At 73.2% G+C, this 14484-nt stretch carries 1 protein-coding gene; it reads left to right on the top strand.

From position 1 onward, the window contains the following. The first annotated feature begins 170 nt into the window (after positions 1 to 170). Positions 171 to 14228: an SDR family NAD(P)-dependent oxidoreductase gene (locus ACIQ7M_RS37405; protein WP_403652710.1), complete on the top strand. Its 14058-nt coding sequence runs from the start codon at positions 171 to 173 to the stop codon at positions 14226 to 14228. Positions 14229 to 14484 lie beyond the last annotated feature (256 nt).

Genomic DNA, 14484 nt, shown 5'->3' with positions numbered 1-14484 from the left:
GTCGGCCAGTTCCACGCCCGTCAGCTGTCAGCTGTCAGCCGTCCCCCCCCGCCCCCGCCGTGCGTCGCGCGCTGTGCGCCGGCGCCATCAGTCGTACGCCACTGTCCGCGCCCGGCGCGTCAGCCGTACCGAATCCACCTGAGCCCAAGTTCACGAGGACACCAGCCCAGATGCCTGCGAACGAGTCCCCGAAGCCGTACCCCGAGATGTCCCCGACGACCTCCGAGGACGTACGGGCCTGGTTGACGTCCGCCGTCGCGGAAGCGGCCGGGCTCGCCCCGTCGGCCGTCGCACCGGAGCGTCCGATCGCCGAATTCGGCCTGGGATCCGTGCAGTTGGTGAGGCTGGTCGCGGGTCTGTCCGAGTGGACCGGCCGGCCCCTCGATCCGTCCGTCGTCTTCAACCACCCTACGATCGCGGGCATCGCCGAAGTCGTCTTCGACGAACGGTCCCCGGGCGCGGCCGATCCGCTTCCGGCCTCGGCCTCCGTGCCGGTCGACCCGTCCGTGCGGAGCGGCGACGACATCGCGATCATTTCCATGGCCTGCCGGTTCCCCGGCGGAGCCGACGACCCGGAGGCCCTGTGGCGCCTGCTGGCCGCGGGTGAGGACGTCGTGGGCGAGGTGCCCGCGGGCCGTTGGGACACGAACGGGCTCTACGACCCCGACCCGGACGCCTCCGGCAAGGCGTACACCCTGCGCGGCGGCTTCCTGTCCGGCATCGACCGTTTCGACGCGTCCTTCTTCGGGATCTCGCCGCGCGAGGCCGCGGCCATGGACCCGCAGCAACGGCTGCTGCTGCAGACCGGCTGGGAGGCGATCGAGCGTGCCGGGATCGTCCCGGAGACGCTGAACGGCAGTCGGACAGGTGTCTACGTCGGCCTGTACGACAGCGGATACCTCGCCTCGGCCCCGCTGGACCGGCTCGACGGGCACGTCGGCACGGGCTCGGCGGCCAGCGTGGCGTCCGGGCGCATCGCCTACAGCCTCGGACTCCAGGGGCCGGCCGTCACGGTCGATACCGCCTGCTCCTCCTCTCTCGTGTCCCTGCACCTCGCGGCCCGGGCACTGGCCGGCGGCGAGTGCGACCTCGCGCTGGCCGGTGGCGCGACCCTCCTCGTGACACCGCGCGGGCATGTCGAGTTCAGCAGGCTGCGCGGCCTGTCGCCGTCCGGGCGGTGCAGCCCGTTCTCCGCCGACGCGGACGGTGTGGTGTGGGCCGAGGGCTGCGGTCTGGTGCTCCTCAAGCGGCTCGCGGACGCACGCCGGGACGGCGACCGGGTCCTCGCGGTCGTCAAGGGGTCGGCCATCAATCAGGACGGCCGCAGCCAGGGCCTGAGCGCGCCCAGCGGTCCCGCGCAGGAACGGGTGCTGCGCGCCGCGCTCGACGACGCCGGACTCCGGCCGGAGGACCTGGACTACGTCGAGGCGCACGGCACGGGTACGCGGCTCGGCGACCCCATCGAGGGACGGGCGCTCGCATCGGTCTTCGGACCGGGACGCCCGGCCGACCGGCCGCTGAGTGTCGGCTCCCTGAAGTCCAACATCGGTCACACACAAGCCGCGGCGGGCATCGGCGGCGTCATCAAAACGGTCCTGGCCCTCGGCCACGACCGCATCCCGGCATCCCTTAACGCGGAGACCCCGACCGAGCACGTCGACTGGGCGGACAGTGGGCTGCGGGTGCGCAGCCGCGCCGAAGCGTGGCCACGGAGCGCCGACCGCGTACGGCGGGCCGGGGTGAGCGCGTTCGGGATCAGCGGCACCAACGCCCATGTGGTGCTGGAGGAATCCCCGGCGGACCTGACCCGACCGGCCGCGGAGCCGACTCTGACAACTGGTCCGACATCGGCCGCGCTGCCGACTCCGGCCACCGATCCGACACCGGCCGCGCACCCGACCGTTGCCACTGGTCCGACATCGCCCGCTGAGCCGACTCTGGCAACTGGTCCTACACCGGCCGCGCAGCCGACCCCGGCCGCCAGTCCGACACCGGCCGCGGAGCCGACGCCGACCACGACTCAGGCACCGACCGAAAAGCCCACCCTCTTCCCCCTGTCCGCCCGCACGCTTCCGGCCCTCCAGGGACAGGCGGCGCGCCTGCTCGACGCGCTCGCCGCGCAACCGCGACCCGAACTGCCCGACGTGGCCGGAACGCTGGCCCACCACCGCACACACTTCGAGCACCGTGCCGTCGTCCAGGCGGCCGACCACGACGAACTGCTCACCGCGCTCCGCGGCCTCGCCGAGGGGACTCCGGACCCCGACCTGATCGTGGGCCCGCAAGAGACCCTGCCACCGGGCAAGTTGGCATTCGTCTTCCCCGGCCAGGGTGCCCAGTGGTCCGGCATGGCCCGCGAACTCCTCGACCGCTCACCGGTGTTCGCCGACGAACTCGACCGCTGTGACGCCGCACTGCGCCCGTTCACCACCTGGTCGGTGGCCGCTGTCCTGCGCGGCGACGAGGGCGCACCCTCCCTCGAACGGGTGGACGTCGTCCAGCCCGTGCTCTTCGCCGTGATGGTCTCCCTGGCGGCGGTGTGGCGGGCCCGCGGCGTCCGGCCGGACGCGGTGATCGGACACAGCCAGGGCGAGGTCGCCGCGGCTTGCGTCGCCGGGGCGCTGAGCCTCAACGACGCCGCCGCGGTGGTCGCCCTGCGCAGCCAGGCCCTGCGGGAGGTGTCCGGCACCGGCACCATGGCCGTCGTCGCCCTGCCGCACGGCGAGGTCGAGGCGCGTCTCGCCGACCTCGGCGGCCGGGTCTCCGTGGCCGCCGTGAACAGCGGCCGCTCGACGGTGATCGCCGGCGAAGTGGAACCTCTCGACGCCCTGCTCGCCGACCTCGACCGTGAGCAGGTGTTCGTCCGCCGACTCGACGTCGACTACGCCTCCCACAGTGCACGGGTCGAGCCGCTGCGCGCGACGATCCTCGACGAACTCGACGGCGTCACCACCTCCCCGACCCCAGTCGCCTGGTACTCCACGGTCACCGGCGAGCCGGTCACCCGGGAGCTGGAGGCCGACTACTGGTACACGAACCTGCGGGAACCCGTGCGCTTCGCGCCCACCGTGGAACGCATGGCGGCCGACGGCTACCGACACTTCGTCGAACTCAGCCCCCACCCCTCCCTCGTCACCGCCGTGCGCACGGTCGCCGAGGACCACGGCCACGAGGACCTGGTCGCCGTCGGGTCACTGCGCCGCGACGAGGACGGGCCCACCTGCCTGGACCGGGCCGCCGCCGAACTCCACGTCCACGGACGGCGGATCGACTGGCACCGCGTCGTTCCCGACGCGGAAGTGGCCGAACTGCCCACGTACGCCTGGGATCTCCACTCCTATTGGATCGAGTCCGCACCCGAGTCCGGCGCCGTGGCCTCCGGCCTCTTCGACCGCGCCGCCCACCCGTTGCTGGGCGTTCACTTGCAGTCGGCGGACGAGACCCGCTGGACCTTCCGCAACGAATGGTCCCCGGCCACCGCCGACTGGCTGCCCGACCACACCGTATTCGGGCGGACCGTGGTGTCGGGCACGACCATGATGGAGCTGTGCCGCGCGGCGCTCGCCGTGGCCGGCCCAGACGATCCCGGCGACGTGACGGATCTGCTCCTGCTCACGCCCCTCGTACTGCCCGGAGCCGGCACGGTCGAGGTGTCCGTCGAAGTCGTCACCACGGGCGCCGCGCCGGAGGTCACCGTGTACAGCCGCCCGCGCGGCGGCGACGCCCTGGGCTGGACTCTTCACGCCACCGCCTCGGCGTCCGCCCCCGCCCCTGTGGCGGGGGAGGGGCCGCCGGTGTGGCCGGAGGCCGCCGAGTCCGTCTGGAGCGCCGAGACGTACGAACGGCTGGCCGCGCTCGGTCTCGGTTACGGCCCCTCTTTCCAGGGCGTCCGGTCGGCGGCCACGACCACCGCCGAAGGCGAGCTGCTGGCCCGGCTGTCGCTGCCCGCCGTGGCCCGGGGTACGGACGATCCCTACCCCGTCCACCCGGCGCTGCTGGATGCCGCCCTGCACGTGGCCGCGGCGCTGGACGCGTCCGACGAACGGGTGCTGCTGCCGGTCGCGGTGGGCCGCTGCGTCCTGCCGCCCGGTGGAGCGGGCGACCTCACGGCGCTGATACGGCGGACGGGCGGCTCGGCGACGGACCGCACCCTCGACGTGACCCTGTGGGACGCCGACGGCCTTCCGGCGGGCCGGCTGGAGGACGTACGACTGCGGGCCGTCGACCGGGCTGACCTGAACGGCGTCTCTGAGACCGGCCGTCACCTGTACGAGGTGGCGTGGACGGCCCCGACCGAACAGCCCGCCGCGGCAGAGCGGCCTGCCGCCTGGGCCGTCCAGGGCGACCCCTTGGACTCGGATGTCGCGGCCACCCTGCGGGGCCTGGAGGCGGCAGGCGTCCAGGTGCGCGAGACGGGTGCGGACATCGTCGTACGATTCTGGCCGCGTCCGGCTCCTGATCTCGAACCGGCCGCCGCCGCGCACGAGTTGGCCGCCCTGGCGCTGGCCGAACTGCGCGACCTGATCGCTCTCCCGGAGGACCGGCTGCCCGCCCGGACCCTCTGGGTGACCCGGGGTGCGGTCGCGGCCGATGCCGGGGACACCGTGCCCGGCCTGGCCCAGTCGGTGCTGTGGGGTCTCGCCCGCAGTGCCCGCGCCGAACATCCGCACCTCGGGCTGACCCTGCTCGACCTCGACCTCGGGAGCTCCGATCCCGCGGACGCTCTGACGGCAGCCGCCCTCCACACCGGCGAGCCCGAACTCGCCCTCAGACAGGGTTCTTTGCTCGTACCGAGGCTCGTGCGGGCTCGCCCGTCCGACGCGCCGCCGATCCCGGTCCTCACCGGCCGCGACGTCCTGGCGCCCACCAACGGCACCGTGCTGATCACCGGTGGACTCGGGGCCGTCGGTCTGCACATCGCCCGGCTCCTCGCCGAACGAGGTGCCCCCCGACTGGTTCTGACCTCGCGCCGAGGGCTGTCGGACCCGCGTGCCGCCGAGGTCACCGCCGAACTGGCCTCGCTGGGAACCGAGGTCGAGATCGCGGAGTGCGATGTCGCGGACGCGGCCGCCCTGGCCGGCGTACTCGCCCGGGTCGACGACACCTTCCCGCTGCGCGGCGTCGTCCACTGCGCCGGAATCCTGGACGACGGGGTGGTCGCCGAGCTGACGCCCGAACGTCTCGCCCAGGTGCTGCGCCCCAAGGTGGACGGCGCCGCCCATCTGCACCGGCTCACCTCAGACACACCGCTCGACCTGTTCCTGCTGATCTCCTCGGCCGCCGGCGTGCTCGGCAACCCGGGCCAGGGCAACTATGCGGCAGCCAACGTCTTCCTCGACCAACTGGCCCACCACCGACGGAGCTTGGGTCTCCCCGCCGTCTCCGTATCCTTCGGCGCCTGGGCGGGCGAGGGGCTGGCCGCGGAGAACGCCGACCTCGACCGCATGGCCCGGCTGGGCCACCGTGCCCTCACTCCCGACCAGGGCCGTGAACTCGTGGAACTCGCCGTGCGCCGGGGCGCACCGCACCTGATCGCCTCGGCCCTCGACCTGCCCCGCCTGCGCACGACCACGGCCGCCATGGACGTCGGTTCGGCGGCTCTGTGGCGCTCGCTGCTGCCCGCGCGTCGCACCGGCCAGGAGGCCGGCGTCGGTCTGGCGGAACGGCTCGCCCGGCTCCCCGAGGCCGACCGCGCCGCACGCGTGCTGGCCCTGGTCCGCGAAGAGGCGTCCAGGGCGCTCGGCCTGCCCTCGGTGGAGTCCGTCCGCCCCGATCAGCCACTGCGCGAACTCGGCATGGACTCCGTGACGGCGGTCGAGCTCCGTAACCGCATCGGCACCAGGATCGGCGCCCGGCTCCCCGCGACCCTGCTCTTCGACCACCCCACCGCGGCCCGCCTCTCCACCCACCTGCTGGCCACCGCACTCGCCACGGACGGCCGCACCACGCGACGCGGGGCACCCGAGCCGCGCTCCCACCGCACCACGTCGGCGACGTCGGACGAGCCGCTGGCCCTCGTGGCCATGGCCTGCCGACTGCCCGGCGGCGTGAGCGACCCCGAGGGACTCTGGAGTCTCGTAGCCGAGGGCCGTGACGCGGTGGGCCCGTTCCCGGCGGACCGCTGGGACATGGAAGCGCTGTACGACCCCGACCCGGAGGCCATGGGCACGTCGTACGCACGAGAGGGCGGCTTCCTCGACGACCTGGAGTCCTTCGACGCGGGCTTCTTCGGCATCACACCGAAGGAGGCGGCGGCCATGGACCCGCAGCAGCGCATGCTGCTGGAGACGGCATGGGAGGCACTGGAGCGCGCCGGGATCGTCCCGGCCGAGCTGGCGGGCACCAGCACCGGCGTGTACGTGGGCATGTTCGGCAGCGACTATCTCGCGGGCACCCGGCTCGACGAACTGGACGGCTACGTCGGCACCGGCTCGGCCGCCAGCGTGGCCTCGGGCCGGCTCGCGTACACGCTGGGCCTGAACGGACCGGCGCTGACGGTCGACACCGCGTGCTCGTCCTCCCTGGTGGCGGTCCACCTCGCGGCACAGGCGCTGCGGTCGGGCGAGTGCGACCTGGCGCTCGCCGGCGGGGTGACGCTGATGGTGACGCCGGGGACCTTCGTCGAGTTCAGCCGTCTGCGGGGGCTGTCCCCGACCGGGCGGTGCCGCTCCTTCTCCGACGACGCCGACGGTGCCATCTGGGCGGAGGGTGCCGGCATGGTCGTACTGAAGCGACTGTCCGACGCCCGGCGCGACGGCGACGAGGTCCTGGCCGTGCTGCGCGGCTCGGCCGTGAACCAGGACGGCCGCAGCCAGGGCCTTTCGGCGCCTAACGGCCCGGCCCAGGAGCAGGTGATCCGGCGGGCCCTGGAGCTGTCCGGTCTCGACCCCGCCGACATCGACTACGTCGAGGCGCACGGGACCGGCACCACGCTCGGCGACCCGATCGAGGCCAACGCCCTCGCCGAGGTCTTCGGCGCCTCACGCCCCGACGGCCGCCCGCTGCATCTCGGCTCGCTCAAGTCCAACATCGGTCACGCGCAGGCCGCTTCGGGCGTGGCCGGTCTGATCAAGGTCGTACAGTCCCTGCGCCACCAGTCCCTGCCGCGCACGCTGCACGCCGGCACGCCCAGTCGCCATGTCGACTGGGACGACAGCGGGTTGCACCTGCTGTGGGAGACGGTGACCTGGCCCGTCTCGGGCGGACGCGTGCGCCGGGCCGGTGTGAGCGCCTTCGGGATCAGCGGCACCAACGCGCACCTGATCGTGGAGGAGGCCGCGCCCCCCGTCGTACCGCCGGTGAACGAAACGGGGCCGGGTGCACGGTTGTTCGTGCTGTCCGGTCGCGGCGAGACCGCCGTGCGGGGGCAGGCCGCACGGCTGGCCCGGCACCTGGACGAGTACGTCGACCTGCCCGACATCGCCCACACCCTGGCCCGACACCGCAGCCACTTCGAACACCGAGCGGCGATCGTGACCGGCGACCGGGACGAACTGCGGTCCCGGCTCGACGCGCTGGCCGCCGGACGGACACCCCTGGCCCCGGCCCGCGTGGAGCACGTGGGCAAGGTGGCCTTCGTCTTCGCCGGACACGGCGGACAACGGCCGGGCATGGGAATGGAGTTGGCGGCCGAGTCGCCCGCGTTCCGTGAGGAGCTCGCCCGAATCGACGACGCGGTGCGCCGTCAGGTCGGCTGGTCGGTCCTCGACGTGCTGCGCGCCCCGGAGGAGTTCGCGCCGCTCGACCGCACCGAGTACCTGCAACCCGTGCTGTTCGCGGTCAACGCGGCCCTCTCGGCCGCCTGGCGTGCGCTCGGTGTCCGCCCGGACGCCGTGACCGGGCACAGCCTCGGCGAGATCGCCGCCGCGTACAGCGCGGGCTCTCTGGCTCTGGACGACGCCGTGTCCGTGGTGACCGGACGCGCCCGAGCGGTGGCCCCGCTGGTCGGACAGGGCGGCATGCTGTCCCTTGAGCTGTCGCGCGAGGAGGCCGAGAAGGAGCTCGCGCCCTATGCCGACCGGCTGTTCGTCGCTGCGGTCAACAGCGGGCATTCCACGGCCGTCTCCGGTGACACCGAGGCACTGGCCGAACTGCGCGTGCACCTCGAAGCGCGGGACATCCCGGTACGGCGGCTGTCGACGCCGTTCGCCTCCCACACCCCCTTGATGGACCCGGTTCGCGCGGACCTGCTCAACCACCTCGCCGGTATCCGCGGCACACCGACGCCGACCCCGCTCTATTCGACGGTGCTGGCCGAACCGGTGCCCGGCGACCGACTGGACGCCGACCACTGGTACGCGAACCTGGCACGGCCCGTCCGCTTCGCCGACACGATCCGGCGGATGCTGGACGACGGCTACCGCTACTTCGTCGAGCTGAGCCCGCATCCCACGCTCACCGCGTCGATCGAAGCGGTGGCGGCCGAAGCGGGGATCGACGCGGTCACGGTCGGCTCGCTGAGCCGTGAACGGGAGGGACGGGGCGTACTGCTGGGTCGGCTGGGGGAGTTGTACGAGGCCGGGCACACCCCCGACTGGCCGGTGCTGTTCCCCCAGGGCCGCCGGATCGACCTACCCACGTACGCCTTCGCCCGCGAACGCCACTGGCGCGCGCCCGTCCTGACCTCCCGGACCGCCGCTGGATCACCCCTGCTCGGCACGCATGTCGAGGCCAGCGACACACCCGGCCGGCACATCTTCCAGAGCGACATCGACCTGCGCGACAGCCGCTTCGCCTACCTCACCGACCACCGGGTCACCGGCGAGGTCTGGATGCCCGGCGCCGCCTTCCTCGACCTGGCGCTCGAGGCCGCGTCCGCGCTGGGAGAGCGGGGTCAGGTACGACTGGCCGACGTGAGGTTCGTGCGGCCCCTGGCCCTCGACGCGCAGAGGCCCGTACGGCTGCAACTGGTGCTGCAGCCCACCGGGGACGACGGCTCACGGGAGTTCACCATCGCTTCCGCCCCGGCCGGGGTGCCGCGCGCGGCCTGGGAGCGGCATGCCACCGGCCGGGTCGTCGACGGCGCCGCCGAACCGGCGGTCGCCCCACCCGACTTCGGTGAGGAACCGGCCGTGCTGCGCGACCGGTGCGAGGAGGAAGCCGACCTGCCCGCCGTCTACGCGGGACTCGCGGGCCTCGGCATCGAGTACGGCCCCGCCTTCCGGCTCCTGGAAGAGGGCCGGCGCACGGACACCGCGGCGGTCGGCCGACTCACCCGGCGGCCCGCCGGCGGTCACCTGCTGCACCCCGCCGTCCTCGACGCCGCCTTCCACACCGCGGCCCTGCCGGCCGACGCGCCCGCGGGCCGGGCCTTCGTGCCCGCCGGTGTCGGACGGCTGCGCCACACCGGCCTGCGCTCCGCGCCCGCGTGGGCGACCTGCCGACTGCGCTCCGTGGACGGCGACACCGCTCTCCTGGACGTGCGGCTCTGGGACGAGAAGGAGCAACTCGTCTTGGAAGCCCTGGAGTTCGAACTCACCGCGCTCTCACCGCTGGACGGCGCGCTCTTCGAGACGCGCTGGCAGCCGCGCCGGGTCGCACATGCCCGGCCTGTCGACGGCCCCTGGCTCGTCCTTGCCGACGAGACCGGAGTGGCCGAGGCGCTCGCGGAGCGGCTCGCCGCGGCCGACGTGCCCCATGTGATCGCGCGCAGGGGCGCGGGGTTCGGAGCCGAGAGCCCTGATCGCTATGTCCTCGATCCCGCAGATCCGGAGCAGTTGAGCCGTCTGTTCGACGAGGCTTTCCCTGACGGGCCGCCGGCGCGGGTGGTGCAGCTCTCGGCACTCGACGCCCCCGCCATCACGGATGCCGCCACGGCCGGAGAAGCCGCGCGGTGCTGCACCTTGAGCACCCTGCACCTCGTACGGGCGCTCGCCGACCGGCCCCGCAGCCGCGCCCCGCGCCTGTTCGTGGTCGTGCGGGGCAGTCAGGCCGCCGGTGACAGCACGCAGGTGACGCACCCTCAGCAGGCCCTCGCCTGGGGCTTCGGACTCTCGGTGGCCCAGGAGTACCCGGAGCTGTCGACCACACTGGTCGACCTCCCGGCCGCGAACGGCGACGACGCCCTGTGGACGCAGCTCCTGCACGCGGACGACGAACGCCTCGTCGCGCTGCGGGAATCGGGCCGGCTGGTGCCACGACTGGCCCGCACCCGCCCGGACGACAGCGGTCACGACGGGGTCAGCGCCGACGGCACGCACGGCGGGACCGGCGCCGACGGCGTGCACCTGATCACGGGCGGACTGGGCGGCCTCGGCCGAGTCGTCGCCGAGCGACTGGTCCGCAGGGGCGCCCGCCGACTCGCCCTGCTGAGCCGGGGCGAACCCGACGCGGCCGCCCAGGACTGGATCGAAGAGATCCAGGAACGCGGTGTCACCGTCCACCTCGCCCGCGCCGACGTCACCGACCGCACCGCGCTGACGGCCGCCCTGGACGCCCTACGACGCGAGGCCGGACCGATCGCCACCGTCGTGCACGCGGCGGGTGTCCTCGACGACGCCACGGTGGCGAACCTGACCGACGAACGCGTCCTGCGCGTACTGGCCCCCAAAGTCCTGGGCACCACCCTGCTCACCGAACTGGCCCCGGAGGCTGCGAGGTTCGTCCTCTTCGCCTCGGCGGCCGGTGTCCTCGGCTCGGCCGGCCAGAGCCCGTACTCCGCGGCGAACGCCTACCTCGACGCCTGGGCACACCACCTCTCCCGTAGCGGCCGAGGCGCGCTGAGCCTGGACTGGGGCGCCTGGGCGGAGGTCGGCATGGTCGCCGGTTCCGGCACCCGGGCCGCGGAGACCAGCCGTTCGGGTCTGGTCGCCTTCACCTCTGCGGAAGGCGGCGACCTGTTCGAGCGGGTGCTCGCCACCTCCCGCCGCCAGCTCGCCCCCCTCGCCCTGGACCTGGCGGCGCTTGAGCTCGACCCGGACGCGGCCCGCACCCGCCCGATCCTGGCCGACCTGATCACCGTCGCCACGGGCCCCGCGAGCACGGACGGCCTCGTCGCCCGGGTGTTCGCGGCGACGACGGACCAGGACCGCGCCGCTCGGCTCGAAGCGTATGTACGGGTCAAGGTCGGCCAGGTCTCGGGCGGTGCCGTGGAGGTGTCCGCGACCACGGCCCTCAAGGAACTGGGCCTGGACTCCCTCATGTTGGTCCGGCTGCGCAACGCCTTCACCCGCGAGCTGGGCGCCGAACTCCCGGCCGCCGCCGTCTTCTCGGCGTCCGACATCCGAGGCCTCGCGCGGGCCCTGGGCGAGGTACTGCCCGAACGCGACACCGCTCCACGAAACGAAGAGCCACAGCCAGACGTCATTTCCGAGGTGCCCGAGAGCGAGTTGCGGCCCGCGACCCGGGATGTCGTACGGCTGTTGCGCAGCGCCCAGCCCGGCATGCCGGACGCGGCACACGCCGTCGGCCTGGCCGTCCGGCTCACCACACCCACCACCCGCGAGGCGCTCACCGACATCGTCACCCGTCTCGCCGGGCGCCACGCGGCCCTGCGCACAGCCATCGACGGCGGTGACGGACGAACCCGACAGCTCCGTGTGGAGCGGGAGTCGGCCGATCCGCTTGTGCGCTGGACGGCCCTGCCCGCCGAAGCCGAACCGGACGCCGACGCACGGCTGTCCCGACTGCTGGAGACTCCGTTCGACCTGGCGAGAGCGCCCTTGTGGCGGTTCGAACTGCTCGACGCCGGAGCACGAGGTCAGACCCTGGTGTTCGGCGCGCACCACGCGGTGAGCGACCTGCAGTCGCTGCTGCTCGTGGCGGGGGAGATCGACGCCGAACTCTCCGGCACTTCGCTCGGCGACGCCGTCACCAACCGTGACATCGACCTGCTCATCGAGGCCCAGCGAGGCGGTGACGGCTCCGGCGCCGCCGGCACCGACTGGCGCGAGGCCTTCCACGGCAGCGAGCGTCTCGACCTGACGCTCGCCCGGCCCCGCCCGGCGACGCGTTCGTACCGGGCCGGGAGCGTGACCGTCGCGATCCCCGACGGACTGATGAAGCGGGTGTCGGCGGCCGCGAGCGCGCTCGCCGTCACCCCCGCCGCCTTCTCCCTCGGCACCCTGACCGTACTGCTGGCCAGGATGCGTGAACGGGAACGCTTCGTGCTCGCCGTGCCCGTCGACACGCGCATCCACGCCGACGCGTACGACGCGGTGGGCTTCTTCGGCGTACCGGTGCCGTTCCCGGCACAGGCGGGCGCGGGGGAGCGGATCGAGGAAGTACTGCGTCGCACGGACGCGCGCCTGGACCGCGTTCTCGCGAAGGGCGCCATGTTCTCGGACGTGCTGGCGACCCTGGCCAGGCAGGGACTGCACCGGGCGAACGCCCCGCTCGTGGAGGTGTACTTCAACTACGTACGTTCCTCGGCGGCCCACCTCGGCCGGCTGGAGGTGCTGCCGGCCGGAACGGGATACTCCGACCTCGACCTCATGGTCACCATGACCCCGGACGCGGGCCGTATCCGTCTCGACCACAATCTCGACATCCTGGACGCGACGACCACCACCGAGCTGGCGCAGGAGTTCCTGCGGCTGCTCGCGGCGACGGCCGACGACCCGACGATAGCGGTCCGTTCGACCGCAACCCCGGTCGAGCGAGACCCGGTTGCTCACCCGCGCACCTCGCTCGCCCTCGCCGCCACCTTCGCGCTCGGCAATCTGCCGCTGCTGTGCGAGGCGGCGATGGAGGAGGACGCCCGGGAGAGGGCAGGAAAGCGGGGGCGGGACGAGGGTTCGACGGTGGCCGAGGCGCCGTACCACCAGGTGCTCGCCGCCTTGCGTGATCCCTCGGGCGTCTTCGCCGATCCGACGACAGCGGTGGGTGTGGTGCTGCTGCGGGCCGTGGACCTGGAACGGTTCGGCCCGGTCACCGACGCCGTCCTGACCGAACTGCGCACCGCCTACCCGGCCGCGCTGCGGGCCCTGTCCGAGCGGACCCGCAGACCACTGGTCGTCGGCATCCTGCCCTCGGCACGGCACGACGACCGCTTCGCACGATGGGAGCACGACCTCGTCGCGGAACTGGCCGACGCGACCGGCATCGCGGTACTCGGCCCGGACGACTGGACACGCCAACACGCCGTGGCGGAGCGCTTCGACGGACGGACCGAGCGGCTGGCTCATCTCCCGTTCACCCCGCAATTCCAGGCGGCCGTGGCCCTGCGACTGGCCCAGGTGGTACGAGCGGTCCTGCGTCCGGCACCGAAGGTGATCGCGATCGACGGGGACGAGACCCTGTGGGGAGGGGTTGCCGGGGAGATCGGCCCCGAGTCGGTGGATCTGACCGGCCCGCGCGCTCAGTTGGCACGGACGCTGCTGCGGTGGCGTTCCGCGGGCGCGCTGCTGGCCCTGGTCAGCAACAACGACGAGGACATCGTACGAGCCGTCCTGGACCGTCCGGACAGCACCCTGAAGGCGGAACACTTCAGCGTGCTGTCCGCCGGCTGGGGCCCCAAGCCCGGCCGGCTCACGGAAGCCGCCCGCACCCTCAACCTGGGGCTGGACAGCTTCCTGTTCCTCGACGACAACCCGGTCGAGATCGGGGGAGTGCGCTCGGCCCTGCCCGAGGTGCTGTCGGTGACCTGCCCTCCGGCGGCCGAACTGGATGAGTTCCTGCGCCGGTTGTGGCCGCTCGTTCCGGCGGCGGCGACGGCCGAGGACGAGCTGCGGGCCGGGTTCTACGCCCAGGAGCGCGAGCGGGACGCGATGCGAGAACAGGCCGGGTTCGAGGAGTTCCTTGCCCAGTTGGAGCTTGAGGTCGACATCCGGACCGTGTCCGACGCCGACATCGAGCGGGCCGAACAACTCGTACGCCGCACCAACCAGTTCACTCTCCGTCCCCGCTCCGCCGACGGTGGCGATCTCGCGCGGTGGCGGGAGCGGGGCGAGGTCTGGACGGCCGCGGCACGGGACCGCTTCGGCGACTACGGCCAGATCGGCCTGCTCGCCGTGCGCGCGGAAGGCGATCAACTCGACGTTCTCGACTGGAAGATGAGCTGCCGCGCACTCGGCCGGGGCGTCGAGGAACGGCTGTTGTGCCGACTGGCCGACCACGCGGACCGGATGGGCTGCGCGAAGGTCCGGCTGACGGCCGAGCGCACCGACCGCAACGTACCGGCACGGCGTCTGCTGGCCGCGCTCGGTGGCGGAGACCAGGACGACGAGCAGCTGGAGGCCGTGGTGACGCCGGAACAACTGCGGGCCTTCCGCTCCTGGCGCCGGCAATGAGCGGGCGGGCGCTCCGGCGGCCGGAGGCAGTGGGGACATGGACAGTGCACACGGGGAAGGTCTCTTATGCGTGATGTGAACGAGGACGCGTCGCCGTCCGCCGGACAGCGGGCGACCGCCGAGGCGATCGAGCGGGGTGACGGAGGACTGAGCGTGGAGGCCCTGCTGGCCAGGATCGCGCGGGCGGCCCCGGTATCCACGGTGACGAGATCCGGCGCGATTCCGGATGCGGGGGCCGAGGCCGACACCGGAGCGT

Source organism: Streptomyces sp. NPDC096324 (genome assembly GCF_044763015.1).
Taxonomy (GTDB): Bacteria; Actinomycetota; Actinomycetes; order Streptomycetales; family Streptomycetaceae; genus Streptomyces.
Note: the sequence above shows the minus strand (reverse complement) of the source record. Positions and strands in the feature narration are given on the sequence as shown.